20 protein-coding genes are annotated in these 25367 nt (G+C 55.0%); 14 read left to right on the top strand and 6 right to left on the bottom strand.

Annotation, left to right across the window (positions count from 1 at the left end; genetic code table 11):
- The first annotated feature begins 1 nt into the window (after position 1).
- The 9 genes from J2X66_RS27580 (at position 2) to J2X66_RS27540 (ending at position 11146) form a co-directional block, all read left to right on the top strand.
- Positions 2-880 (top strand): sulfotransferase domain-containing protein, encoded by an 879-nt coding sequence (locus tag J2X66_RS27580; RefSeq protein WP_310271079.1) that lies wholly within the window; start codon positions 2-4, stop codon positions 878-880.
- Positions 877-2886 carry a sulfotransferase gene (locus tag J2X66_RS27575; protein ID WP_310271076.1) on the top strand — a complete coding sequence of 670 codons (2010 nt, stop codon included), beginning with the start codon at positions 877-879 and terminating at the stop codon, positions 2884-2886. Before J2X66_RS27580 ends, J2X66_RS27575 begins: the two co-directional genes overlap by 4 nt.
- A 29-nt stretch (positions 2887-2915) precedes the next feature.
- Positions 2916-4001 carry a DegT/DnrJ/EryC1/StrS family aminotransferase gene (locus tag J2X66_RS27570; protein ID WP_310271073.1) on the top strand — a complete coding sequence of 362 codons (1086 nt, stop codon included), beginning with the start codon at positions 2916-2918 and terminating at the stop codon, positions 3999-4001.
- Positions 4002-4027: 26 nt separating this feature from the next.
- Positions 4028-6688: a glycosyltransferase gene (locus J2X66_RS27565; protein WP_310271070.1), complete on the top strand. Its 2661-nt coding sequence runs from the start codon at positions 4028-4030 to the stop codon at positions 6686-6688.
- A complete protein-coding gene (locus tag J2X66_RS27560; protein WP_310271067.1) occupies positions 6678-7856 on the top strand; it encodes a glycosyltransferase in 1179 nt (392 codons plus the stop codon). The genes J2X66_RS27565 and J2X66_RS27560 overlap by 11 nt, the downstream gene beginning before the upstream one ends.
- A 120-nt stretch (positions 7857-7976) precedes the next feature.
- The gene (locus tag J2X66_RS27555; protein ID WP_310271064.1) at positions 7977-8633 is read left to right on the top strand and encodes an acetyltransferase; all 657 of its coding nucleotides are present in this window, start codon (positions 7977-7979) and stop codon (positions 8631-8633) included.
- Positions 8633-9592: a glycosyltransferase gene (locus J2X66_RS27550; RefSeq protein WP_310271061.1), complete on the top strand. Its 960-nt coding sequence runs from the start codon at positions 8633-8635 to the stop codon at positions 9590-9592. The genes J2X66_RS27555 and J2X66_RS27550 overlap by 1 nt, the downstream gene beginning before the upstream one ends.
- Positions 9592-10674 (top strand): glycosyltransferase, encoded by a 1083-nt coding sequence (locus J2X66_RS27545; RefSeq protein WP_310271059.1) that lies wholly within the window; start codon positions 9592-9594, stop codon positions 10672-10674. The genes J2X66_RS27550 and J2X66_RS27545 overlap by 1 nt, the downstream gene beginning before the upstream one ends.
- A gap of 25 nt (positions 10675-10699) precedes the next feature.
- On the top strand, positions 10700-11146 hold the full coding sequence (locus J2X66_RS27540; protein ID WP_310271056.1) for a hypothetical protein: 447 nt from the start codon (positions 10700-10702) through the stop codon (positions 11144-11146).
- A gap of 137 nt (positions 11147-11283) precedes the next feature.
- On the opposite strand, the gene cysN is transcribed toward J2X66_RS27540, so the two are convergent.
- Together cysN and cysD are read right to left on the bottom strand one after the other, a co-directional pair.
- Positions 11284-13134: a sulfate adenylyltransferase subunit CysN gene (cysN, locus tag J2X66_RS27535; protein ID WP_405046811.1), complete on the bottom strand. Its 1851-nt coding sequence runs from the start codon at positions 13132-13134 to the stop codon at positions 11284-11286.
- Between the two features lie 44 nt (positions 13135-13178).
- Positions 13179-14621 (bottom strand): sulfate adenylyltransferase subunit CysD, encoded by a 1443-nt coding sequence (gene cysD, locus J2X66_RS27530; protein ID WP_310271340.1) that lies wholly within the window; start codon positions 14619-14621, stop codon positions 13179-13181.
- Positions 14622-15129: 508 nt separating this feature from the next.
- Between cysD and J2X66_RS27525 the strand changes: the two genes are divergently transcribed.
- Positions 15130-15993, top strand: a complete 864-nt coding sequence (locus J2X66_RS27525) for a DMT family transporter (RefSeq protein ID WP_310271051.1) — start codon at positions 15130-15132, stop codon at positions 15991-15993.
- 39 nt (positions 15994-16032) lie between these two features.
- Here J2X66_RS27525 and J2X66_RS27520 read toward each other — a convergent pair whose 3' ends face one another.
- The 4 genes from J2X66_RS27520 to J2X66_RS27505 form a co-directional block, all read right to left on the bottom strand.
- Positions 16033-16974 (bottom strand): LysR family transcriptional regulator, encoded by a 942-nt coding sequence (locus J2X66_RS27520; protein ID WP_310271048.1) that lies wholly within the window; start codon positions 16972-16974, stop codon positions 16033-16035.
- A gap of 70 nt (positions 16975-17044) precedes the next feature.
- Positions 17045-18574 carry a tripartite tricarboxylate transporter permease gene (locus tag J2X66_RS27515; RefSeq protein WP_027925852.1) on the bottom strand — a complete coding sequence of 510 codons (1530 nt, stop codon included), beginning with the start codon at positions 18572-18574 and terminating at the stop codon, positions 17045-17047.
- Positions 18571-19104 (bottom strand): tripartite tricarboxylate transporter TctB family protein, encoded by a 534-nt coding sequence (locus J2X66_RS27510; RefSeq protein ID WP_310271045.1) that lies wholly within the window; start codon positions 19102-19104, stop codon positions 18571-18573. Before J2X66_RS27510 ends, J2X66_RS27515 begins: the two co-directional genes overlap by 4 nt.
- A 52-nt stretch (positions 19105-19156) precedes the next feature.
- Positions 19157-20173: a tripartite tricarboxylate transporter substrate binding protein gene (locus J2X66_RS27505; protein ID WP_310271043.1), complete on the bottom strand. Its 1017-nt coding sequence runs from the start codon at positions 20171-20173 to the stop codon at positions 19157-19159.
- A gap of 381 nt (positions 20174-20554) precedes the next feature.
- Between J2X66_RS27505 and J2X66_RS27500 the strand changes: the two genes are divergently transcribed.
- From J2X66_RS27500 to J2X66_RS27485, 4 genes are all read left to right on the top strand, one after another.
- The gene (locus tag J2X66_RS27500; RefSeq protein WP_310271040.1) at positions 20555-21910 is read left to right on the top strand and encodes an MFS transporter; all 1356 of its coding nucleotides are present in this window, start codon (positions 20555-20557) and stop codon (positions 21908-21910) included.
- Entirely contained in the window at positions 21903-22859 is a 957-nt protein-coding gene (locus J2X66_RS27495) for an amidohydrolase family protein (protein WP_310271037.1), read from the top strand. The genes J2X66_RS27500 and J2X66_RS27495 overlap by 8 nt, the downstream gene beginning before the upstream one ends.
- Complete coding sequence (locus J2X66_RS27490; RefSeq protein ID WP_310271034.1) at positions 22856-23860, top strand: 4-hydroxythreonine-4-phosphate dehydrogenase PdxA; 1005 nt, start codon at positions 22856-22858, stop codon at positions 23858-23860. Before J2X66_RS27495 ends, J2X66_RS27490 begins: the two co-directional genes overlap by 4 nt.
- A 316-nt stretch (positions 23861-24176) precedes the next feature.
- On the top strand, positions 24177-25352 hold the full coding sequence (locus tag J2X66_RS27485) for an L-rhamnonate dehydratase (RefSeq protein WP_310271031.1): 1176 nt from the start codon (positions 24177-24179) through the stop codon (positions 25350-25352).
- The last annotated feature ends 15 nt before the right edge of the window (positions 25353-25367 follow it).

Here is a 25367-nt window from a genome sequence, read left to right as displayed (position 1 = left end):
GATGCCTGATGTACCGGCTCTGAATTATTTGTCTGCACCGAATCGTCCGGATTTTTTGATTCTGGGTGTCCAGAAATCGGCTACGACCACATTGTTTGATGTGTTAAATGGTTTGGATGGGTTTTCAGGTTCATCGCTTAAAGAGCTCCATTTTTTTGATAGCGATCATAACTATCAGAAGGGCGTCGATTGGTATCTGGATTTTTTTAGTGAAGAAGCAGGTGTCATAAAGTTTGAAGCGACACCTTCATATATCTATATGCGAGATGCGCCGGGGCGAATCCATAACAGCTTTGGCTCAATGAAATTTATCGTAATGCTTCGGGATCCGGTAAAACGCTGTTTCTCCGCCTGGAATATGTTTAGGGGCTTCAATGCTCATAAGCAGACAGCTGAATATATATATGATATGTATATAAAGGATAGTAATTCTGGTTCGAGAGAAGCGCTTCGTGATCTACTGTTTGCAGAGGAATTTCCAAGCTTTGAGCAGTGTGTCAGCGATGATTTAGTACGGCGTCAGCAAAACGATTTTAACGAAGAACCCAGCTTTGTTCGGCGCGGGTTCTATTACGAGCAAATCCTGCGGTTTCTAGAGTTTTACAGTATTCAGGATTTTTTGTTTTTAGAGCAGGATGAGTTTGCCAGGGATGCTTCTGTTGGTGTGAGTCGGATTTGCGATTTTCTTGGGATTGAATCAAGTCCTGATGCCGAGTGTGTTCAGAAGACAAGTAACAAGGGTGATTATGAAGGTGTTGCAGTTGAAGAATACACCGAAACGTTTTTAAAATTATACGACTTGTACCGTGAACCTAATCAAAAGCTGTTTTCGCTCATTGGCAAGGCATACCCCTGGAATGCATCTTGGCTCTCTCTATGAATAATGCATTTATTATTGGCACGGGACGCTGCGGCACCACCTGGCTAGGCCAGATGCTGAACAGCCATGCCGAGTTGTGTGTGCCTCCAGAGATCCAGTTGCTTTTCGAATATTCCGGAAACGGAAACAGACTATTCGAAGAGTTTTTCCTGGCTGATCAGAAAGGACTCAGTGGCGAGCAGTTGGCTTCGGTTATTGAGCGCTGCTGCCCACATAAGCTTGAAATATTTTTCGACTATCAGGAGTTTTGTCGGAAGCATGACACGCCCAAGATGTCTTTGGCCGAGTTCGTGAAGTCGTTTTACGCGGCTATTGCGTCAGCCCACGGGAAGTCGTGGTTGGTCGAGCAAACGCCATGGTATGGGCAGCGCCTTGACCTTGTTTCCAAGCTGTTCCCTGATGCGAAATTCATTCATATGGTGCGCGATGGGCGTGATGTGGCATTGTCTTTCGCCAGAACAACCTGGTGGCACATATCTCCCCGCTTGAATCTGGCGAGGTGGCAACGTGAAATCAAAAAAATCGCCACGGATGCAAGTAGTTTCCTTAAGCCAGACTGCTACCTCGAAGTAAAGTATGAAGACCTGGTCGCCAACCCGGAGTCCGAACTTAGAAAAGTGTGTACTTTTCTGGGCATTGAATTTGATCCGCGGATGCTTGATCCTGCGGGGTTCATCGATTACGACAAACTCTGTAAGTTCGATATGGCGCAGGTTTCCTCGAAGGCGTATTCGGCGTGGCGCGAACGAAAGGACGGGGCGGTTTTTTCGGAGAATGTCGCAGCCTGGCGCAAGACCGATAACCTGTTTGATGACGCTTTGCCAATCGAAATATCCGACTGGCTCTCCCGGTATGGTTATGAAGTCCGAGAAACAGCGTCGACGGAAGTAGACAAAAACCAGAGTCGGCACGAGTACAGTTTCGGCGCACTTGAGCAGGACAATCTTGCGCGGGCCAGTCATATTCATACGCTAGAGCAGGAGTTGACCCGAAAGGCCGAGAACCTGGATGTTCTGGAAAAGGAATGGGTGGCCCGAGGTGTCTTGATCGAGGAGCTTGGCAAATCCATGGATTTGCTGATGCATGAAAGCGAGAACCGGGCTGAGCATATACGCACGCTAGAGCAAGTACTTGCCAAACAGACCACGCAGGCAGGAGTCATCGAGAAGGAGTGGGGCGCCCGAGGAGAATTGCTCGATTATTTGGCCGCTACCATCAATGCGCTGGGGCAGGAGAACGAGAAGCAGGTCGAGCATATCCACGTACTTGAGCGTGCGCTTTCCAGTCAGACCGAGCAGGTCAGCATTGTTGGAGAAGAATGGAGCGCTCGAGGGGAGCTACTTGACGAGCTGGCGGCGACCATTGATGCATTGACCCAAGAGAGTCAGGGGCGGGTTGAGTATATTCAAACGCTTGAGCAAGCACTGTTCCAACAGACCGAGCAAGCGAGTGTAATAGGGAAGGAATGGGAAGCGCGTGGAGACTTGCTTGCGCAGTTGTCCAAGACAATCAATGCATTGACCGAAGAGAGTCAGGGCCGGCTTGAATGTATTCGATTACTTGAGCAATCACTCGCACAGCAGGCCGAGCACTCCAGTGTTGTAGAGAACGAGTGGCAAGCCCGAGGGCAGTTGCTCGATCGACTGACCACGACCCTTGACGCGGTGAAGCAAGAGAGCGACGGCCGTGCCGAGCATATCAATGTGCTTGAGCAGGCACTGTTTCAGAAAACCGAACAAGCAGAAGAAACAGAGAACCGGTGGGAAGCTCGTGGAAATGTGATTGATAAGCTCACTCAGTCTGTTGAAGCATTGATGCAAGAGACAAAAAGCCAGGCTAAGCATATAGAGCAACTGTCGCAAGAAAATATCGTGAGTCTCAACAGGAACTCCCAGCTTGATCAGGAGATTGCAGATCAGAAGGTTTTAATTGATCAGTTGGAAGAGCGTCTTAATGAATTCAGACGTTCGTGGTATGGAATCCTAAAAGAATATCTCGGTAAATGAGATGTTATTAATTGTAGCTTGAGTATTTCATGAATATTACAGTCACAAAGCCGTTTATGCCGCCGTACTCGGATTTTAAAAACTACCTGGAAGGCATTTGGTCCCGGGAATGGTTGACCAATAATGGTCCTTTGTTGAATGAGTTGGAAATCAAACTCAAGGAACATCTGGATGTCGATCATCTTCTGTTTCTGTGCAATGGTACCGTGGCTATTCAAATCGCTATTCGTGCTCTCGACCTCGTGGGTGAAATCATCACCACGCCGTTCAGTTACGTTGCGACAACCTCAAGTATTGTTTGGGAGCGCTGTGACCCGGTGATGGTGGATATCTGCCCTGACACGCTGAATATCGACGCGTCGAAAATCGAGCAGGCCATTACTGAAAAAACCACTGCTATTCTTGCAACGCACGTATTTGGTAACTCGTGTGATGTAGATGCTATTCATGCTATTGCCGAGAAGCATAACCTGAAAGTCATCTATGATGCGGCTCATGCGTTTGGCACTCTCTACAAAGGAAAGTCGTTGCTCGCCTACGGGGATGTATCGACTTGTAGCTTTCATTCGACAAAGCTTTTCCACACCGTTGAAGGCGGCGCGGTGATCAGCCCTCATGCTTCCGTGTTGAAGCAGATGGCAATGATGAGGAACTTTGGCCACTCTTCTGCCACTGAATTCGGCAGTGTCGGTATAAATGGTAAGAACTCTGAGTTTCATGCTGCAATGGGGTTGTGCAATCTGAAACATGTTCCTGATATTTTGTCGGTTCGCCGCACACTGTCAGAACGTTACAAAAGTAATCTGGAAGATCTGCCCATTCAGTTTCAGAAAATTCAGGCAAAAACTGAATACAACTATGCCTACTTTCCAGTGATTTTCGAGAGTGAAGCAAAAATGCTGAAGCTTGTGGAGTTTCTTAACCTTCATAGCATTTTTCCACGTCGCTACTTCTATCCTTCGCTGACCAAACTGCCGTATGTGTATGAGCAGAGCGCACCCATTGCGGAAGACATTTCCCGCCGTATTATCTGTCTGCCGCTCTATCACACACTGTCGATTGAAGAAGTAGATATGATTTGCCGGTTTATCAAGCAAGAGCTTTCTTGCGAATAGAATTTTTGTAAATAGGGACGTTTCAGATGGTTACGTTGAGTGGTGATTCAGGTGCGCAGGGTGTTAGTGAAATGTGTGGGATAGAACTCTTTAAAGATGATAGCTTTTTTGAAGAGGACAAACTCGCCCTGCTCAACTTTGTCATGCAGGAGTTTAAGCTCCAGCAGCCCGTGGTATTGAAGGGAGCAGATTCTGCCGTGGCGGCGCGGTTCCTTTTCGGGCAATACTCCCTGCGTGGCACCCGTATAGATTTACTCTATCTGGATGAACACGCTCTTCGTGACAGTGCTTCGTCAGTCAATGGACTCATCAGTCTTGTTTCAAAAAAAGGCTTGATTTGTATTGAATCCAGTAGCGGCGCTATTGCGGCAGAATTGCTATCTGTTGATGAATATGAAACGGTACTGGTTACGCCCTGCTTTTCGATTTTTGCCAGATCGAATGGGCTACGTTCGATTCGCAGCACTTGCTACCAAATCGACTTGTTTCGTCGAAAGCTTTACTTTCAGAAAAAGAGTCATGCTGCGCCCTCTTTGAATGCCGAGTGTCCATTGGTCACAGTGGTCGTCCTGACGTATAAACACCAGGATTATATTACTCAAAGCATACAGTCGGTGTTGAGTCAGCGGGGTAACTTTCGTATGCGTGTCATCATTATTGATGACGCGTCGCCTGATGGCACCGCGCAAGTAGTAAGAACAATTGTTGACGGGTTTCACGACGATCGCATTGACATTGAATTTCATGCGAATCAGAAAAATGCAGGGGTCGTTGCAAATCTGGCGACTGCGGTACGCCTTTCGGCAGGATGTGATTATCTGACTTTCTGTGAAGGTGATGATTTCTGGAGTTCCGAATTCAGAATCCAGAAGCACATTGATTTTCTCGATAGCCATCCCGAATCGGTTATGTCGTTCAACTCTATTGAGCTTTGCGCCGCTGATGGTTCATCACGTAAATTGTTTTCAGAGCATGACGGCTTGGTGGGCGATACGCTTGATGGGCTAGCGCTTTCCGCTAACAATGTAATCGGGAACTTCACTGCGTGTTTCTATCGTGGTGCATTGCTCGATGTTGTGCCGCAGGCGTTGTTTGATATTTACACCGTTGATTGGTTTTTCAATATATATTGCGCGCAATTCGGCAGTATTGCTCACTTGAAAATGCCACTGTCTGTCTATCGTCAGCATGAGGGCGGGGAGTGGAGTGCTCGTAAAGATCTGGACAAAGGGACCGCGCTGCTCGGTCTAATCGCTCAGTACAATGCTTTTATCGATTACAATTATGATGAGGGGTTTCAGAGTTATAATCAGCGGCTGTATTCGTGGTTGAATGGCAACTACTCCGCCGAGATGGAAAAGTTTGACGTTATCATTGTCGATGATGTTTTTCCCTCGAGAAAAAGTGGGTTTCGCCACGCGGAATTTACGTCGTATCTGCAAGCATTTCCCCGCTCGCTCGTGCTGACCACAGGGGCAACTCTGCATGTTCTTGAAGGTGCTTCGATCAAGGACGTGGTAAGGGATTATCAGCGTAGTTATCCTGAGTTGGGTAATCGCGTGATGATCTCCAATGAGCAGTTTCCGCTTACGCTTGGGAAAGTGTTGTATGCCAATTTTCTTTCTAATGCTTACAAATTACTTCCGCACGCGGAAGCACTCGGTGTGCCATTTGTATTTACGCTCTATCCAGGGGCAGGTTTCGCTCTGAACAGTGCCGAGGGTGACAAGAAGCTGAAGCGGATTTTCGATTCGCCTTGTTTCCAGAAGGTTATTGTTACCCAGCAAGTAATCTATGACTACATCATTGCGCACGGACTGTGCCCGGCGGAAAAGGTGGAGTTGATCTTCGGGGTTGTGATGCCGGAGGTTTCGGGTGCGCAATCGACACTTGAAAAGAACAGATGGGGTTTTGGAAAGAAACGTCTGGATATCTGCTTCATGGCTCACAAGTACACAACGTACGGTGAGGATAAAGGCTATGACGTCTTTGTGAATGTCGCCAGTATCTTGTGCCAACGCTACGAAGATATTTATTTTCATGTTGTTGGTCCTTTCGATAAAACTGTACTGGATGTCAGTTTGTTCAACGATCGGATACAGTTTCACGGGTCGCTCAATCCAGAAGAGTTCGATGGTTTTTTTCAGAATATGGATATCATCATGTCGCCGAATATCAGCGGCAAAATTTTCCCCGGTTCGTTTGACGGTTTTCCTACTGCCAGTTGCACTGAAGCTGGATTGCGTGGCACGGCAGTTTTTGCCTTTGACGAGTTCCACTCCTCCAATGGGCGCTTTACTGATAGCCGGGACATCGTTCTCATTCAATATGATTTGTGGGCCATCGTCGAGAAAGTCGAGCGTTACTATGCTGACCCTGTCGAGTTGAAGGCCGTGGGTGAACGTTCTGTAGATACTATGCGTAAGTTGTATAGCCTCGATGCACAGATGTCGCCACGTATTGACGTACTGCGCCAGGTCATTCGCGAGCCGAAAATATATCCGGTGCTTGTCGAGTTGCAATCCTGTGTCGATGAAGTTTCGCAGTCAGTAAAAAGTGGAAGTGTCCAAGGTGGCGTTGCGACTCCTGTTCAGACGCCTCAAGTCGCTTGGAAGGTATTACGAAAAATTTGCCCTGAGCCCATCAAAAAACTTTACCGCTCTGTGAGGGCAAATTATGTTTCCTAGTGATAAGGTCGGCTCGACTGATGCGATTGGGCCGATATTGGTCAGTGTTGTTGTGCCGTCTTACAATCACGCGAAGTACATCCGTAAGGCTGTCGATAGCGTATTGGGTCAGGATTTCACCGACTTCGAACTGTTGATCTCGGATGATATGTCGCCCGACAACAGTTGGGATGTTATTTGCGGGTTTGATGACCCACGCATACGTTCGTTCCGGCAGGAAAAAAACCTGGGGCCGGTGGGAAACCTTGTGTTTCTGATCAAGCAGGCACGTGGCAAGTACATCGCGCTGTTGAATTCGGATGATGCCTGGTACCCGTCGAAGCTGAACAAGCAAGTTGCCGTGCTGGAAGCTCAGCCACAACTGGGAGCCTGTTTTACCTGGGCCGATCTGGTTGATGGCCAAGGACGTGAAATATCCGGGCCTGAGGCCATATGGAATGATGTGTTCAGGCAACCAAACCGTACTCAAGGCGAATGGTTGCGGCATTTTTTCTTTAGTGGCAACTGTATCTGTCACCCAAGCATGTTGGCGCGCAAGGAAATCTACGATGAACTGGGTTTCTACAACCCTGGATTGAAACAGTTGCCTGATTTCGACATGTGGATCCGACTGGTTAAAAAGTACCCAATTCATATCGTTGAAGAGAATCTTGTAGCGCACCTTAGGGACGGGAATAACACCAGCGCCGTTTCGCCCGAGAACTCGGCACGTAACCTGACCGAACTGGTGGAGATATTCGGCTCGTACTTCGACGGAGTATCGGATGAGGTGTTCGTTGAGGGATTCGGCAAGGAGTTTCGACTCAAAGGTGTACCCGCTACACCTGCCAGGTTGAAATGTGAACGGCTGTTCTTGCTGCTTGATAGCGCCTTTGCTCATGCTGCCGGCAGGGCTGCCGGACTGTCCTCATGCATAAAGAACCTGGCTGATCCCGAGTTCGAACGAGTGCTTCGTGATGAGTACATGTTCAACGTATTCGACTTCTATCGACTGACGGGTCAAGCGGGCTTCGGTCACTATATGATGCTGGCCCACAGTACTCCTGCGCCCGCCGCTGGCGTTGGACTGGGTGCACACCCCGATACCTCCGTGACGCTGGTGGTTCGTGTTGTTCGCTATCTCAAGGCTCTCGCTCGCCGGTTACGTCATACGGTGCGTCAGAATTGACATGTGCAAGCTGGATTGCGGTTGGGGCGGGACGGGTGCTGGAGTATGGTTGCGCTACTTTCAGGGCATGCGTTCAGCGTCGCTCGCACCTTATCCACTGAGAATGGAATGCAGAACTCTATGAATACCTATTTTGGTCTGATTGGTGCGGGTGGGCATGGCAGGGAAGTCATGCCGATGTTGCGTGGGATGCTGCAGGACAAAATAGCGGAGCTGAACGCTCATTTACTGTTTGTTGTAGAGAACCTGGAACAAGAGACGCAGATCAACGGATACCGCGCGATTAGCTTGCAAGCGTTTTTCGAACTGGAAGGAGTCAAGCGTTTTAATGTGGCGATTGGTGATTCAAAGGTGCGTCAGCGGATCGCTGAAGCTTGCCTTGCCCGGAAAATCGAGCCTTTCTCGCTGGTCGCAAACAGTGTGACGATGTTGGATAACAACGAAATCGGCGAAGGCTGCATGATTTCCGAGCAGACGATCATTACGTCCAACGTCAGGATCGGCCGTTTCTTTCAGGCAAACAACCAATGCAATATTTCTCATGATTGTGTGCTCGGGGACTACGTGACCTTCGCACCGGGAGTCAAATGTAATGGGAATGTGGCTATCGGAGATCACGCCTACATAGGCGCTGGCGCATTGATCAAGCAAGGCAGGCAAGGTAAACCGCTGTTGATCGGCGCGGGAGCGGTGGTTGGAATGGGAGCGGTTGTGGTTAAGGACGTCGAACCGAATACAACCGTAGTGGGCAATCCCGCCCGTCCAATGGTGAAGTAATGTCAGAGGCTATTCCACACGTCGGGTTGTCGGTCCTGCTGGTTACCTATAATCACGAGTCGTACGTCGATCAAGCGCTGGAATCACTTTTCAAACAGGACTACGCAGGTCCTGTTGAATTGGTGGTCGCGGATGATGCATCGACAGATGGGACGCTGGATCGTATCCGGTCCTACGACGGCGTCGACTCACGATTTGTTTTCAAGTACCTGTCGGGCGACAACATAGGCATCACCAGAAACTATCAGCGTGGTTTCGCCGAGTGCACGGGGCAGTATGTTGCTGTATTGGAAGGTGATGACTACTGGATAAGTCCGAGCAAGCTGTCCCGGCAAGTCCGGTTTCTGAATGAGCATTGGGAATGCGGCCTTTGCTCCGCCAATTATTTTGTTTTCTATGAAGAGAGTGCAACGTTTACCGAGCGTACAGCTATTGGCACGGGCCACCGGTTGTTGGGGGCTCGTGATCTGATTGCGGATAACCTCGTTGGTAATTTCTCCACATGCCTGTATCGAAAGTCGGCGCTTGATAATTTGCCGACGGAATTGTTCGAGCTCAAGTCCTATGACTGGATTGTTAATATCTGCGTGGCCCGCAACAGCCTGATTGGTTTTATTGAAGAACCAATGTCGGTTTACCGCATCCACGCTAGCGGCGCCTGGTCCGGTTTTGCGCATGTAGAGAAGCTCCAGTTGCAGCTGAGCCTGATCCCCGCTTATGACAAGATCACCCGGCAGACGTACCACGCCGAATTCACGCGCCTGGAACACAATCTGCGACGGGTCATATTGCTGGCGCATGGCGAACGTCTGGCCGGAAAGCTTGCGCGGCCCGCTCTGGGGGTATTGGTGAGGCTGGATGAGTTCATGCCGCCGATTATTCTTGCCATCATTCGTGCGCTGATGCCCCCCATCGTCACTCGACAGTTGTTGAAGATTGCCCGTCGAGGGCGAATGTAATGAAACCACCCGTTGTTAGTGTGGTCATGGCAACCTACAACCATGCCGCTTACGTTGCCCAAGCCATAAAAAGCGTGCTGGCGCAACGCGACGTAGCCTTCGAATTTTTGATCGCCGATGATGGCTCCAGCGACACTACCCGAGAGGTTGTCGAAGGATTTAAGGATGTGAGGATTCGTTTTTTTCCACATCAGATCAATCGTGGGGCGAGTGTCGTCACCAACGAGTTGATCGAGCGTGCCACGGGCGAATTTGTGGCGCTTATCAACTCAGACGATTATTGGGCGGATGAGGACAAGCTGGCTTTCCAGCTTGATATTCTGCGCACGAGTCCAGAGCTGGGAGCCAGTTTCGGCCGAGCCCGTTTTGTCGACAAGCGTGGGAATGTCATCAGCAAGAAAAGTTTGTCATTTGGCTCTGTGTTTGATCAGGCGAATCGAACTCAAGGTGAATGGCTGCGCTACTTCCTGGACCACGGCAATTGCCTCTGTCACCCGACGGTGATGATCCGTCGCAAGTGCTACGAAGAGCTCGGGGGATACAGTAACAATCTCCGGCAGCTGCCTGATTATGATCTGTGGATCAGACTGGTAAAACGTTATCCAATTCATATCTCCGAACGGGAGCTGATCTGCTTCAGAGTCATGCCGGGGGAAAATGTCAGTAGTCAATCGGTGACCAATTCCATTCGAACGATGAACGAACATTATCTGATCGCCGAGACATTTTTTCAGGACGTCGGAGTGCAACAATTGAAAGATGGTTTTTTGGGGTTGTTGAAGTACCCGGAAATACCCAGCTCGATACACCTTGAGATCGAAAAGGTGTTGCTGTTTTTTTTGCCGAACGCAGCGATCGGCAAGGCCTACAGAATGATAGGAATGATTAAGCTGAATCATTTGCTCGCTAGCTGTGTGCATCGAGAGGTTCTCGAAGAAGCCTACGGCATAGATGGGCAATGGTTTCAGGCTAAAATGGGCGAAATCGACATATTGCGGCCAAAATTTTTGGCCATGATTGCCGGGAAAACTATTGGGGTGAGACGCGCCTTGAAAAAAATTTTGAAGCGCGATGATTATTGAAATGAACATACATAAAGGAAGTGTTATGCGCTATTTGTACTTGCCAGCGGTTGCTATGTTGGGTCTTCTTGCTGCTTGTGATGCGGGCAAGCCGAAGGATATCGCGGTCAATAGTTACTGCTCTCTGGACAGTCCGAAAGCTGAAGCCAAGCTTTCGACAAGCGCACCGTTTGAAGTGTGGGGATGGGCTTACAACGTGGCGGCGGGTACCGTGCCTAAAGACATTTCTCTCGAGATTATTTCTTCGGGTGGAGAGGTTGCGATGACAGCACCTCTGGTTCGTTCCTCGCGTCCGGACGTCGCCAAAGCCTTCGCCAAGCCAGATCTGGAAATGGCAGGCTTCACCGGTGTCGTAGACATCGGCGCGCTGAAATCCGGTGTCTACACCGTGAAGATCATCCAGCAGGAAGGTATAAGCCGTTTTGCATGCACCAGCCCTTCGAAGTTTGATATTAAATCCACCAAGGGTTAATAGATAACTCCGGAGAATGCCGACGCAGTCGTCGTGTATCTCTGGACGTGGATGGATTCAAGAGGCCGTATTTACTGGCACCTATCCAAAAAAAACACCCCGGGGCTCGGGGTGTTTTTTTATACCTGGCTAATCAACTACTTTCTGATAGCTCGCATTAGTTGAGTAATTGCATTGTCCAGTTCTGTCTGCCCGGCATCGATTTCGAAGTCAGCGGCGTCCGGCGCTTCGTAAGGACTGCCCACGCCCGACAGGTTTGGCAGTTGTCCCGAGCGCGCCTTCTTGTAGAGCCCTTTCACGTCCCGCTGCTCGCAGACCTCTAGCGGTGTGCTGACATACACCTCCACAAAATTCTCTTCGCCGATCAGTTCCCGCGCCATTTGCCGTTCCCGTTGGAACGGCGAAATAAACGCAGTCATGACAATCAGCCCGGCGTCCATCATCAGTTTGGCGACTTCGGCGATGCGCCGAATATTTTCAACGCGGTCTGCGTCGGTGAAACCGAGGTCTTTGTTGAGCCCTTGGCGAACGTTGTCGCCGTCGAGGAGGTAGGTACGGTAACCGCTTGCATGCAACTCGACTTCCAGCGCGTTGGCGAGCGTCGATTTTCCTGAGCCGGAAAGACCGGTAAACCAGATGACCTTGCCCTTGTGGCCATTGAGCTTTTCGCGGTTTTGGCGGGTAATCGACAGCACTTGTTTGTGCACATTTTGCGCACGTCGCAGGCTGTGGGTGATCATTCCCGCAGCCACCGTGGCGTTGCTGAGTCGATCCACCAGAATAAAGCCGCCCAGCGTTCTGGAGTGCTGATAGCTGTCATAGACCAGTGGTTTGCTCAATGCCAGGGTGCAGACGCTGATGTCATTGAGGAGCAACTGCGTGCACGCATCGTGGGACAGTGTATTGATGTCGACCCGATACTTGATGTTGGTGATCGACGCGGAAGCCCATTGCGTGGCCAGTTTAATATCGTAGTTACGACCGTGCAGGCCCGCCTCGTCATTCATCCACACCAGCGTTGCTTCGAACTGGTCGGTGGTTTCCAGCGGGCGTTGGCTCAGGGCAAGAATATCGCCCCGCGAGGCGTCGATTTCCTGGCTGAGCGTCAACGTCACCGCATCGCCACACGACGCTTCCTGCATCGGGCCGTCCATGCTGACGATGTCGGTCACGGTCGCGGTGTGGCCGGAGAGGGTGACGCGCACCTCGTCGCCCACGCTGACTTTTCCTTCAGCGACATAGCCGCTGTACCCGCGAAACGACGCATCAGGTCGATTCACCCATTGCACGGGAAACACCAGACGTTCGGATTCGACAACGTTGACTTCGATGGTTTCCAGGCATCCCATCAGCGTCGGTCCTGAATACCAAGGCGTGTTGGTCGAGCGCTGAGTGATGTTGTCGCCCTTGAGTGCGCTGACCGGGATGGGTGTGATGCTTTCAAAACCCAGTGTTTGCGCGAACGCCTGAAAGGTGTCGACGGTGCGTTGAAAAGTGTCCGGATCAAAACCGATCAGGTCCATCTTGTTGACCGCCAGCACGACCTGGCGAATCCCCATCAGCGACGCCAGGTATGCGTGCCGCCGCGTTTGCGTCAGCACACCTTGCCGAGCGTCGACCAGGATGACTGCTACGTCGGCCGTTGAAGCGCCAGTGACCATGTTGCGCGTGTATTGCTCATGACCCGGAGTATCGGCAACGATGAACTTGCGCTTTGCAGTGGCGAAATATCGGTAGGCCACATCGATGGTGATGCCCTGCTCGCGTTCTGCCGACAAGCCGTCGACCAGCAAGGCAAAGTCTATGTCCTCGCCTTGGGTGCCATATTTTTTCGATTCGTTTTTCAGTGCGCTCAACTGGTCGTCTGTCAGTTGTCGGGCGTCCCACAGCAGACGTCCAATCAGGGTGCTTTTTCCATCGTCCACGCTGCCGCAAGTGATAAAACGCAGCAGGTCCTGACCTTGTTGCAGTTCAAGGTAGGCCTCCATTGTCGAGGGCCGGTGGATGGCGGTGGTTTGTGCTATGAGTACCATCAGAAATAGCCCTTCTGTTTTTTCTTTTCCATGCTGGCCGAACTGTCACTGTCTATGGCTCGTCCCTGTCTCTCGGAGCCGTTGGAGCCCAGGAGCTCCAGCAAGATGTCGGCGACACTGGCGGCTGTCGATTCCACGGCCCCCGTCAGGGGATAGCAGCCGAGGGTTCGAAAGCGGATGTTCCTGGCCTCGATTTTCTCGCCGGGCAGCAGGGGCATACGCCCATCGTCGATCATGAGTGTCATGCCGTTGCGCACCACGACGGGTCTTTCCTTGGCGAAGTAGAGGGGCACGACCGGAATGTTTTCCTGATAGATGTATTGCCAGATGTCGAGTTCTGTCCAGTTGGAGAGTGGGAAGACCCGAATGCTCTCGCCCTGGTTTTTACGCGCGTTGTAGAGATTCCACAGTTCAGGTCGCTGCTGTTTCGGATCCCAGTGATGGCTCTGGGTACGGAACGAAAAAATCCGTTCCTTCGCCCGGGATTTTTCTTCATCCCGGCGTGCGCCGCCGAAAATGACATCAAACTTGTAGTGATCCAGCGCTTGCTTGAGGCCTTCGGTCTTGGTGATGTCGGTGTGCAGGACCGAGCCATGATCGAACGGGTTGATGTCTTTGCTGATGGCTTCCGGGTTGATATGCACCAACAGGTCCATGCCGCTTTCTCGTGCCATGAAATCGCGGAACAAGTACATCTCCTGGAACTTCCAGCGCGTATCCACATGCAGCAGCGGGAAGGGCGGGACGGATGGGTAGAAGGCCTTGCGAGCGAGGTGCAACATTACGGCGCTGTCCTTGCCCATCGAATACAGCATGGCGGGATTCTCTGCTTCAGCGACCGCCTCGCGAATAATCTGCAGGCTTTCGGCTTCCAGGCGCTTGAGGTGGGGCGTGCGCACCGTCAATGAATCGACCGTTGTGTGTTGGCGGTTTTCTTCCAGCACGGCGGGATAACTAAGCAATCCAAATTCGACATTCGGCGGGACGCTGGCGTGTCGGCAAACCGCAACCAGGCGACCACTCGGGAAGATGACGATGGGTTTGGCAATGTGGAGCTGGAGGCGTTGCAGCGCGTCAGTGAGTTGTTTCGCGTCAACATGTTGCGTGGCCAGCGGCAGCCAGTAACGAGCGCCCCGGGCATCGTTGGCGTGCAAGAAATCGCTGCCGTCAGCACTGCGCGACAATTGGACGAACAGCACCAATTTACGTTTTGTTCGGGCTTTTTCGATATCCGATGTCAGGACCGAAGGCGTCGGCTGGCGGCCGGATTCATCACGCAGGTTTGGCGCCGTCAGCTCGGGTGGAAGCAGATCGAGTTCGTGCAGGCGCCGTTCGGCGGTACGCTTGGTGTCTGCGTGTTCGAGTTGGTTCAGGTGAAGGAATGCCAGCTGTGTGTCCCATACCACCGGGGCGTCCAATCCAAGAAGGTTTGGGTTAAGCATGAGCTGCTTTCCTTGTCGCAATATGTGATTTATCTGTTATCGGCATCGTTTTGTGATGCTTTAATCGGCAGATGCATTGTTTTTTTCATTTAATCACGTAATGCGACAACTCGTTACTGAAAGTTTCGCGCTCAACTTAAGCTGTTGTGAATGGAAGTGGTTCGGCACGTTGCAATCCCTGTCCGGCGCTGGTTATAGTCGGCGCTCGCCTGCTAACCCAGCACGGCCCTCCCAAAAGATCTGCCCAATGCCTGTATTCCACATCAACGCGGTAGTCGATTCAGCGGTCAACGCTGTCGTGGCGCCGTGTGGGAATCAGCAGTCTGCGCAGATCAGTCATTACCCCCCACCTGTCCGTAGCACGCCGGTGTACGCCGTCGTATCACCGCCGGGCGTTGGCGTTTCGGGCTGATCAGCTTCTTTTTGCTGTTGCCCTTTGCCCGCCAGAAAAAACTACTGAATTTCAGCTTCGGCTGAGTTGGCTTTTGCCTGACTACAGGTGGTCTTCATGTTTGTCCTTTCGAAACAATCCGCGCTCGCGGCGGCGTCCACGAGCCTGTTCGTCCTGCTGTGGAGCAGCGGGGCGATCTTCTCCAAATGGGGCCTGGCGCATGCGTCACCCTTTGCTTTTCTGCTGGTGCGCTTCGCCATCGCCTTGTGCGGTCTGGTGCTGCTGGTGCCTTTGCTCAAGCTGAAGTTGCCCAAGGGCGGCAAGCCGATGTTGTATGCGATGGCCACGGGCGTGGTGTTGCTGGGGGCTTATCAGATTTTCTATCTGCTGGCCCTGGACCTGAAAGTCACCCCGGGCGTGATGGCGACGATCATGGGCGTGCAACCGATTCTGACCGTGGTGCTGATGGAACGTCAGCGCTCCCTCAGCCGGATGTTCGGTCTGGGGCTGGGCCTGGCGGGATTGATCATGGTGGTGTACCAGGGCATCGGCCTGGCCGGCATGTCGATGGCCGGGATGCTCTTCGGATTGCTGGCGCTGGCGAGCATGACGTTCGGCTCGATCATGCAGAAACGCATCACCGACAATCCCCTCGGCACACTGCCGGTGCAATACCTCGCCGGGCTGTTGCTGTGCGGGATCTTCGTGCCGTTCCAGCCGTTTCATTTTGAACACGGCACGGGCTTTATCGTGCCGGTGTTGTGGATGGGACTGGTGGTGTCGGTGCTGGCGACGTTGCTGTTGTACCGCTTGATCGCCCGGGGCAATCTGGTGAATGTCACCAGTCTGTTTTACCTGGTGCCGGCGGTGACGGCAGTGATGGACTACCTGATTTTCGGCAACAGGCTGGCGGCGCTGAGTCTGCTGGGCATGCTGCTGATCATCGTCGGTCTGGTCTTCGTGTTCCGTAAAAACGCGTAAACCGAAAAAGGCCCGGAGCATTAAATGCTCCGGGCCTTTTTATTTGGCCAACGCGTGCTCGGCCCGCACCGAATTCATGAACGCCTGCATCGCCGACGATTGAATGCGATGACGCCGGGTGATCAGCCCATAGGGCGGCAGCCGTGCTTCGAACTTGATCGGCAAAATGGCCAGCAAATCCCGACCGGGATAGTCTTCTACCACCGACACCGGCGTGACGCCGAGCATGTCGGTCTGCTGCACCAGCGAAAGCAAAGTCATGATCGACGTGGTTTCGACAATGCTGCTGGGGATGTCGACCCGGGCGTTGTGAAACACCTGATTGATGATGGCGCGCATCGGGCTGGGATGCTGTTGCAGCACCCAGGTCATGTGCTGCAGTTCCGCCCAGCTCAGCTGTTTCTCCTGCGCCAGCGGGTTTGTCGCCCCGGCGATCACGCACAAGGCTTCTTCACCGAGGCTGTCAAACAGCAACTCCTCGGCCCGCGCACCGGCCGGAATCCGCCCCAATACGATATCCAGTTGATCTTGTAACAGCGCTTGCACCAGCACGTCGCTGGTGTCGACCTGGATGCTCATGGACAACCGCGGATGGCTCTGTTTCAAAGTCGCGATGGTGCGGGTCAACAGCCCCGACGCCAGTGCCGGAATCGCACCGACCGCGACACGGCCAAGGTTGCCGGACTCCAGCGCCACCAATTCTTCACGCATGCCGCTGAGTTCGGCGAACACCATGCGCGCATAGTAAATGACGGTTTCGCCGAACGGGGTAGCGCGCATGCCCCGGGGCAGGCGTTCGAAGAGTTCGACGCCGAGCAAGTCCTCGGCTTCGTGGAGCATTTTGGTCGCGGCCGGTTGGGTCATACCAATGTGGTCGGCGGCACGGCGCAGCGAACCGAATTCCTGCAACGCCAGCATCAGCCGCAATTGGCGCAGACGCAGTCGACTGTGAATCACATTGGCAGCAGGAATTCGGGTCATGGGCCATGGCTCGCAAGGAAGTCTGCGGCAAGCCTGACAACAAATGTCAGGCGTTGCCAGCATTGCTGTGTCACAGCACCGATTTGGGTTTGGCGACGTGGGGTTTGCGCAGGCCCATCAGCCCACCCAGCGCCTTGGAAATCAGCGGCCAGAAAAGCATCAGCAGCGCCGCCGTGGTCAGGCTGCCCACCAACGGGTTGGACCAGAAGATCCCCAAATGTCCATCGGAAAACAGCATTGACTGACGGAACGCATCTTCAGCCTTGTCGCCCAACACCGCCGCCAACACCAGTGGTGCAATCGGATAACCGAGTTTCTTGAACAGATACCCCAGCGCGCCGAAGCCCAGCATCAGCACCACGTCGAAGAACGAGTTGTGCACCGAATAGGCACCGATGGCGCAGACCATGATGATGATCGGCGCGATGATCGAGAACGGAATCCGCAGGATCGAGGCAAACAGCGGCACGGTGGCCAACACCACGATCAAGCTGACCACGTTGCCCAGATACATGCTGGCGATCAGGCCCCAGACAAAATCGTGCTGCTCGACGAACAGCGTCGGGCCAGGGTGCAGGCCCCAGATCATCAAGCCACCAAGCATCACCGCCGCCGTGGCCGAGCCGGGAATGCCCAGGGTCAGCATCGGCAGCAGGGCGCTGGTGCCCGCCGCGTGGTCGGCGGTTTCCGGGGCAATCACGCCTTCGAGTTCACCTTTGCCGAAGTTCTCGCGGTTCTTCGAGAATCGTCGCGCCAGGCTGTAGCTCATGAACGACGCGGCCGTCGGGCCGCCAGGGGTGATGCCCATCCAGCAACCTACCAGCGTGCTGCGCACAATCGTCCACCAGTAGCGTGGCAGCTTGGCCCAAGTGCGCAGGATCACCATCGGTGTGATGCGCGCATGCTCGCCGCGAAACACCAGGCCTTCCTCGACGGTGCAGAGGATTTCACCGATGCCGAACAGGCCGATCACCGCCACTTCGAAACTGATGCCCGTCATCAAGATCGGCTGGTCGAACGTCAGCCGCAGGTTGCCGGACACCGTGTCCATGCCGACCGCCGCCATGGCAAACCCGATCATCATCGCCACCACGGTTTTCAGCGGTGGGTTCTTGCTCATGCCGATGAACGTACAGAACGCCAACAGGTAGACCGCGAAGAACTCCGGCGAGCTGAACGACATGGCAAACGCGGCAATTTTTGTCGACAGAAACGTCAGCAACAACACCCCGGCCAATGCGCCGATCAGTGCCGAACTGAACGCCGCAGTCAGGGCCTCGGCGGCACGACCTTCACGGGCCATCGGGTAACCGTCGAACGTCGTCGCCACCGATGAGGGCTCACCGGGAATGTTGAACAGAATCGAAGTGATCGAGCCGCCGAACAGCGCGCCCCAATACATGCACGACAGCAGAATGATCGCCGACACCGGCGACATGGTGAACGTCAGGGGCAGCAGCAACGCCACGCCATTGGGGGCGCCGAGGCCGGGCAACACGCCGACCAGAATGCCCAGCAGCACGCCGATCACCATCAGGCCGATATGCCCCGGGGTCAGGATCAGGTTCATGCCTTGCAGCAGGGAGTCGAACTCGCTCATTTGAAATTTCTCCCGGCCAGGGCAATCCAGTCGCCCATCGGGCCGGCATCCAGCGGGACCTTGAACCACAGCGCGAAAATCAGGTAGCTGGCAAGCACCGCACCCAGCGATACCGTGCCGATCATCAGCTTGCCGTAGGGTTTGACGCGGACTTTGTCACGCCACATGAACCAGGCAATGAAACAGGCTGAGGCCACGTAAATACCGGTGAACGGCATGGCGCCGACAAACAGCGCAATCGGGATGAACACCGACAACACTTGCTTGAATGCGCTGCGGCTGACGAATGAAATGCTCAGGGCTTGCCAGCGCACCACGGTCAACACGGCGTTGCCGACACTGGCGGCACTCAACAGCAGGCCGATGTAGAAGGGAAAGTAACCCGGCTCGGGGCCGGAATCGCCCCAGCCGATACCTTGTTCGACGCTGCCGAACATCACCACCGCGCCGATCAGCGTGGTGAAGAGTGTCAGGCCGAGTTCGACCCAGCGGGTGCCGACCAGCGCCGGTGAATCCGAAGATTGGGACATCAAACACCTCCAGCAGGTGACGGCCGCGCGCATGCGGACGGCCGTTGGCGACTCAGTTTTTCAGCCAGCCGGCTTCTTTGAACACCGGGGTCACGCGGGCGGTGTCTTTCTCAATGTAGGCGGTCAACGGCTCGCCTTCGAGGAAGGTCGGCACCAGTGCGTTCTGTTTCACGTACGCCTTGAACTCCGACGTCTCGGTGACTTTGCGCATCAGCTCGACATAGAACGCGCGCTGTTCGGCCGTGACGTCGCCAGGCATGAACACGGTGCGCGGGAAGCGGTACTGGTCGATGCCCAGGCCTTGTTCGTGGCAGGTCGGCACGTCGGCCCAGGACTTATCCCCGGCGACTTTCTCGGTGTAGTTCATGCGCTCTTTACTGAACACGCACAGTGGCTCGACCTGGTCGCCGCGCCATTGGCTGATGCTTTCGCTGGGGTTGTTGACGTTGGCGGCGATGTGTTTGCCGGCCAGTTGAGTCGCGGCTTCACTGCCGCTCTTGAACGGGATATAGACGAGTTTGGCGTCGTTGGTCTGGTTCAGCAGCAGGGTCAGGGTCTGGTCGACATCCTTGGACTGGCTGCCGCCCATGCGCAGGTTCGACGGGTCCGCCTTGACCGCGGCGTAGAAGCCCTTGGCGTCTTTCCACGGCGCGTCTTTGTAGCTCCAGAGAATGAAGTCATCCTCGGCCACGGCGGCGACGGGCGTCAGTTCCTGCCATTGGTAACCGAGCTTGGACACCAGCGGCAACAGATAGATGTTGTTGGTGCCGATCACCAGTTTTTCCGCGTCGCCCTTGTTCATCTTCAGGTCGAGAAAGGCTTCGGCGCCATTGCCACCGCCCTTGTTCAGGACGATGGTATTCACATCGAGAAACTTGTGGGTGGTGATGATCGACTGGATCAGGCGACCGAGTTGGTCAGTGCCGCCACCGGGACCACCGGCGACGACGATTTCGACGTTCTTGTCCGGCTGCCAGGCAGCGCTGGCGAGAGCGGGAAGGGCGCCAGCGGCGATCAGTGTGCAGCCGAGAAACAAACGGGAGGTGCGACGGACGAATGCATTTCGCATGATGGAAGGGCCTCGTTTTTGTAGTTGTTATGAGTGGCTTGTCGATGCTCGATTGCTGCAAGCCTGGCCTGAGTGTGTGAAGCCGCCGGCTCCGCGTCTAGTCAAAACAATACATACACCGATAGCCTGGGGTTATAGGTCCTGGCAGTGAAAGTGGTAGGTAACGCTCAAGGCTCTGCGCCAGAGCCGTTTTCGAAGAAAGCCGAAAGGGCGGCTATCCATTGAAAGCTGCATGAAAGCCGGGCATGCCATAACTCGAGGCTATCGCCTGATTTCAAGTTTTGATTAGACGGTTATCACTGAGCCTTCGATAGTGCTCACCAACGCCGCCACGGCGCGGCAATGTCGTCACCACAAAAATAATAAATCGAGGTACGCACCATGGCTCGTCCCAGTGCTTCCCTGCATCTGCACAACTCTGGTGTTCAATCGGCAGGTGCTCAATCAACGGCAGCGGCCGTCCCGCTCACCGGTGCGAGCAAAGCCAGCAGCGTACGCTGGCGGATTTTCGCGATCATCTTTGCGTTGACCATGGTCAACCTGATCGATCGCGTGTCGTTGTCGATTGCGATGCCAACCATCGCCCATGAATTCTCCCTGTCGCCGAGCCTGCAAGGGCTGATCCTCAGCAGCTTCTTCTGGGCGTATGCGCTGTTGCAGATTCCCGGCGGCTGGCTGATTGACCGTTTCGGCCCGCACCGGGTGATCAGTTGGTCCACGGGGTTGTGGGGGACTTTTCAGGTCATCGCCGCCTTTGCCACGGGCGGTGTGTCACTGCTGTTCGCCCGCGTTGCACTGGGGGCCGCCGAGGCGCCCTTGTTTCCGTCCGGCGGCAAGCTGATTTCCCTGTGGCTGGCGCCAAGCGAGCGCAGTCGCGGCGCGGTGCTGATGGACAGTGGCAGCCCGTTGGGCGTGGCACTGGGCGGGTTGATCATTGCGTACCTGATTGCTTCGCTGGATTCGTGGCGTCTGGCGTTCGTGATCGCCGGCCTCGCAACGCTGGTGCTGGCATGGCTGGCGCGGTGTTATCTGCGCGATGACCCGGCCACACATCCACAAGTGAATGCCCAGGAACTGGAGAAGATCAACGCCGGACGCGCCACGCCGGCTGCCGAAGCCGCCCGTGCGCCGGTCAAAGGCCTGGGCATCGCGGCCCGTTCATTGACGGGTTTGCTGATCGGTCGTGCGAGTTGGGCGATGGTCTATTTCGGCTTGCTGACCTGGGGGCCGAGTTATCTGTCGCAGGCTCGCGGCTTCGACATCAAAGGCATTGGCGCAGCGACGTTCGTGATTTTTATCTGCGGTGCGCTGGGTTCATTGACCGGTGGTTTTCTCTGCGACGGCTTGATTCGCAAAGGTGTGAGCCGCGGTGTGGCAGTCAAGAGCCTGCTGGCGTTTTCCGGTGTCGTGGCGTTAGGCGCGTTCCTGTTGCTGCCGACCCTGAGCGATCCGTTTGCGGCGGTGGCGCTGTTGGCCATGACTGCGTTTTTCCTGATGTGGGGCAGCCTCTACTGGAGCTTCCCGGCGTTGCTGGCGGCGCCGGCCCGGGTCGGTTTGATCGGCGGCGTGATGAACATGGCCGGCAGCACGGGCGGTATCGCGGTGCCGATTCTGGTGGGCGTGATTGTGCAAATGGCCGGTGGTTTCGCGCCGGTGCTGGGGTTCTTTGCGGCGTGCTCGGCGGTCTTTGTATTGGCCACATTGTTTATCAGCCTGGATGAGGTGCCTCATGACTAAGTTGTGGGACGGCCCGATCGTAGACGCCCATCACCATTTCTGGGACCCGGCGATCAATGACCATCCGTGGCTCGCGCCCGAGGCCAACATTGCGTTTCGCTACGGTGATTACAGCGCGATCAAACGTCGCTATTTTCCCGATGACTACTTCGTCGATGCCGGTGCCCATAACGTCGTGCAAACGGTGTACGTCGAGACTGAATGGAACCCGCAAGACCCGATTGGCGAAACCCGTTTCATCGAGGGGCTGGTCGCGCGCTACGGCGTGCCGAACGCCATCGTCGCGCAAGCCTGGCTCGACCATCCGGACGCCATCGCGGTGCTGACCGAACAAGCCGGTTTCAAGTGCGTGCGCAGCGTGCGCCACAAGCCTGGCGGTCCTGTAGCTCCGGAACAGGTAGGGCACGTGCGCAGCCTGATGAGCGATGAACACTGGCGCCGCAGTTACGCCGCGCTCGAAGGCCTGGGCCTGCATTTCGACCTGCAGACGCCTTGGTGGAACCTGCACGAAGCCGAACGCCTGGCCCGGGATTTCCCCGGCATCACACTGATTCTCAACCACGCCGGATTGCCCAATGACCGCAGTGCCGAAGGCCTGGCCGGTTGGCGCCTGGCGATGGCGCGGCTGGCGCAGTGGCCGAACGTGCGGGTGAAGATTTCTGGCCTGGGGCAGGGCGGCCAGCGTTGGCGTGCCAAGGACAACGCCTGGATCGTGCGCGAAGTCATTGCCATGTTCGGCAGCGACCGGGCGATGTTCGCCAGCAACTTCCCCGTGGACAGCCTGTGCGGCTCGTTCGACGACATTTACAGCGGTTTCAAATCCATCGTTGCCGATTTTCCGAGCGCCGATCAGCAACGGCTTTTCTACAGCAACGCGCAGCAAGTCTATCGCTGCGAGCCTTGCGCCATTGACCGGGCGCGGCCTGAATCCTTGAGGAGTGAAGCATGAACAAAACCACCATCGCGATGGTCCTGGGCGACCCGGCCGGCATCGGCCCGGAACTGATCGCACGCCTGCTCGCCGAGCCCGAGGTGCGCCGTCAGGCCCAGGTGATTTTGATCGCCGACGAGGCAGAAATGCGTCGCGGCATGCGCATTGCCGGGACGGAGTTTCCGTACCGTCGCGTCGAGTCGCTGGAGCAACTGTCATTCGTTGATGACACGCCGCTGTTCTATGACTTTCGCGGCGATACGATTGGCGAATTTGCGCGCAATGAAGCCAGCATCATCGGCGGTCGCTACAGCCTCGACACCCTGGAACAAGCCCTGCGCCTGACCGAGGCCGGCATCACCGACTCCGTGCTGTTCGGACCGCTGAACAAGACCTCGCTGCACATGGCTGGCATGGCGCATAACGATGAGTTGCACTGGTTCGCCGAGTTGCTGGATTTCCACGGGCCGTTCTGTGAGTTCAACGTGCTCGATAACTTGTGGACGTCGCGGGTGACCTCCCACGTGGCGCTGGCTGAAGTGCCGGGCATGCTCACGCAGGCGCGGGTGGTGGAAGCCATTCAGTTGATCGACACCGCGCTCAAGCGCAACGGCCTGGCCAAACCGCGTATCGGCGTGTGTGGGCTGAACCCGCACAACGGCGACAATGGCTCGTTCGGTCGCGAAGAACTGGACATCATCGGCCCCGCCGTGCGCTCCGCCCAGGCGTTGGGGATTGCGGCGGAAGGGCCGTACCCGGGGGACACTATTTTCCTCAAGGTGCAGGGCGATGCAAGTGCCTTTGACGCGGTGGTGACGATGTATCACGACCAGGGACAGATCGCGATCAAGTTGATGGGCTTCTCCCGCGGGGTGACGGTGCAGGGCGGCTTGCCGATTCCGATTACCACTCCGGCCCATGGCACCGCATTCGATATTGCGGGGCAGGGCAAAGCGAATGTCGGGGCGATCCGCCAGGCGTTCGAAATCGCCTGCCGGATGGGCACCAACAACTACTGACACACCCCAATCCCCCTTGTAGGAGTGAGCCTGCTCGCGATAGCGGTTTGACAGTCACGGAATGGGTGACTGGCTCGCCGCTATCGCGAGCAGGCTCACTCCTACATTTGTTTTGTATTGGGGCTGATAACCCGATCTGACGGATATCCCGTTTTTGCGATCACCCCAGGTTATCGCCGGATACGCATAAGTGATTATCCGCACCCCCGAGCGCTGGCTAAAGTCGCTCCATCGAATGCCTGGAACCCGCCTCCCATGCGGTTCTGAGCAGCGACCAAACAATGACAAGAAGCCGGTAGCGCAAGGAACTGTATTCATGAAAATCAAAGCCATCCGTACCCGCGTTTTTGAGTGGAAAGGCAAAGTCGTTCCGCCTCAAGCGCACTTCTGCACCAACGCCAGCGACATCCTGTTCGAGCGTGGCGACGCCATGGGCTCGTTCCGTTTTCACGGTTGGCTGGTGGTGGAAGTCGAGACCGATACCGGCCTCGTCGGCATCGGTAACTGCGCCCTGGCGCCTCGCGTGGCCAAGGAAATCATCGACACTTACCTGGCACCTATTGCGGTTGGCGAAGACCCGTTCGACAACGAATACATCTGGCAGAAAATGTACCGCCAGAGCCACGCCTGGGGCCGTAAAGGCATCGGCATGGCGGCGATCTCGGCGATCGACATCGCCATCTGGGACATCATGGGCAAAGCCGTGAACAAACCGGTGTTCAAACTGCTCGGCGGCCGCACCAAGGAAAAGATCTGGACCTACGCCTCCAAGCTCTATGCCAACGACAACCTCGACCTGTTCCTCGAAGAGGCCCAGGGTTATCTGAACCAGGGTTTCACCGCGCTGAAAATGCGCTTCGGCTACGGCCCGAAAGACGGCCCGGCGGGCATGCGCAAGAACATCGAGCAAGTCCGTGCCCTGCGTAACCTGGCCGGTCCAGACATCGACATCATGCTCGAATGCTACATGGGCTGGACCCTGGAATACGCGCGGCGCATGTTGCCCAAACTCGCCGAGTTCGAACCGCGCTGGCTCGAAGAACCGGTGATCGCCGACGACATCGAAGGCTACATCGAGCTGAAAAAAATGGGGATCATGCCGATCTCCGGCGGCGAGCATGAGTTCACCTCCTACGGCTTCAAGGACTTGCTGGAGCGCCGCGCCGTCGACGTGATCCAGTACGACACCAACCGCGTGGGCGGCATCACCGCCGCGCGCAAGATCAATGCCATGGCCGAAGCCTGGTCGGTGCCGGTGATTCCCCACGCCGGGCAGATGCACAACTACCACCTGACCATGTCCACCACCGCCTCGCCAATGGCCGAATTCTTCCCGGTGTTCGACGTCGAGGTCGGCAACGAACTCTTCTACTACGTGTTCAAGGGCGAGCCGCAACCGGTCAACGGCTATATCCAGCTCGACGACAACAAGCCGGGCCTGGGCCTGGAAATCTCCGATGAGTACCTGAGCGACTTCAACATCATCGAGTGACCTTGAGGCGCCGTA

It is taken from the genome of Pseudomonas sp. 3296 (assembly GCF_031456615.1).
Classification (GTDB): domain Bacteria; phylum Pseudomonadota; class Gammaproteobacteria; order Pseudomonadales; family Pseudomonadaceae; genus Aquipseudomonas; species Aquipseudomonas mucoides.
Note: the sequence above shows the minus strand (reverse complement) of the source record. Positions and strands in the feature narration are given on the sequence as shown.

What these genes read in the sequence shown, in the direction of transcription:
- J2X66_RS27525 (WP_310271051.1), top strand. Translation starts at nt 15,130, where the DNA reads ATGTTTGTCCTTTCGAAACAATCCGCGCTCGCGGCGGCGTCCACGAGC.
- J2X66_RS27575 (WP_310271076.1), top strand. Translation starts at nt 877, where the DNA reads ATGAATAATGCATTTATTATTGGCACGGGACGCTGCGGCACCACCTGG.
- cysD (WP_310271340.1), bottom strand. Translation starts at nt 14,621, where the DNA reads ATGCTTAACCCAAACCTTCTTGGATTGGACGCCCCGGTGGTATGGGAC.
- J2X66_RS27580 (WP_310271079.1), top strand. Translation starts at nt 2, where the DNA reads ATGCCTGATGTACCGGCTCTGAATTATTTGTCTGCACCGAATCGTCCG.
- J2X66_RS27565 (WP_310271070.1), top strand. Translation starts at nt 4,028, where the DNA reads ATGGTTACGTTGAGTGGTGATTCAGGTGCGCAGGGTGTTAGTGAAATG.
- J2X66_RS27545 (WP_310271059.1), top strand. Translation starts at nt 9,592, where the DNA reads ATGAAACCACCCGTTGTTAGTGTGGTCATGGCAACCTACAACCATGCC.
- J2X66_RS27490 (WP_310271034.1), top strand. Translation starts at nt 22,856, where the DNA reads ATGAACAAAACCACCATCGCGATGGTCCTGGGCGACCCGGCCGGCATC.
- J2X66_RS27560 (WP_310271067.1), top strand. Translation starts at nt 6,678, where the DNA reads ATGTTTCCTAGTGATAAGGTCGGCTCGACTGATGCGATTGGGCCGATA.
- J2X66_RS27570 (WP_310271073.1), top strand. Translation starts at nt 2,916, where the DNA reads ATGAATATTACAGTCACAAAGCCGTTTATGCCGCCGTACTCGGATTTT.
- J2X66_RS27540 (WP_310271056.1), top strand. Translation starts at nt 10,700, where the DNA reads ATGCGCTATTTGTACTTGCCAGCGGTTGCTATGTTGGGTCTTCTTGCT.
- J2X66_RS27510 (WP_310271045.1), bottom strand. Translation starts at nt 19,104, where the DNA reads ATGTCCCAATCTTCGGATTCACCGGCGCTGGTCGGCACCCGCTGGGTC.
- J2X66_RS27550 (WP_310271061.1), top strand. Translation starts at nt 8,633, where the DNA reads ATGTCAGAGGCTATTCCACACGTCGGGTTGTCGGTCCTGCTGGTTACC.
- J2X66_RS27505 (WP_310271043.1), bottom strand. Translation starts at nt 20,173, where the DNA reads ATGCGAAATGCATTCGTCCGTCGCACCTCCCGTTTGTTTCTCGGCTGC.
- cysN (WP_405046811.1), bottom strand. Translation starts at nt 13,134, where the DNA reads ATGGAGGCCTACCTTGAACTGCAACAAGGTCAGGACCTGCTGCGTTTT.
- J2X66_RS27520 (WP_310271048.1), bottom strand. Translation starts at nt 16,974, where the DNA reads ATGACCCGAATTCCTGCTGCCAATGTGATTCACAGTCGACTGCGTCTG.
- J2X66_RS27555 (WP_310271064.1), top strand. Translation starts at nt 7,977, where the DNA reads ATGAATACCTATTTTGGTCTGATTGGTGCGGGTGGGCATGGCAGGGAA.
- J2X66_RS27485 (WP_310271031.1), top strand. Translation starts at nt 24,177, where the DNA reads ATGAAAATCAAAGCCATCCGTACCCGCGTTTTTGAGTGGAAAGGCAAA.
- J2X66_RS27500 (WP_310271040.1), top strand. Translation starts at nt 20,555, where the DNA reads ATGGCTCGTCCCAGTGCTTCCCTGCATCTGCACAACTCTGGTGTTCAA.
- J2X66_RS27515 (WP_027925852.1), bottom strand. Translation starts at nt 18,574, where the DNA reads ATGAGCGAGTTCGACTCCCTGCTGCAAGGCATGAACCTGATCCTGACC.
- J2X66_RS27495 (WP_310271037.1), top strand. Translation starts at nt 21,903, where the DNA reads ATGACTAAGTTGTGGGACGGCCCGATCGTAGACGCCCATCACCATTTC.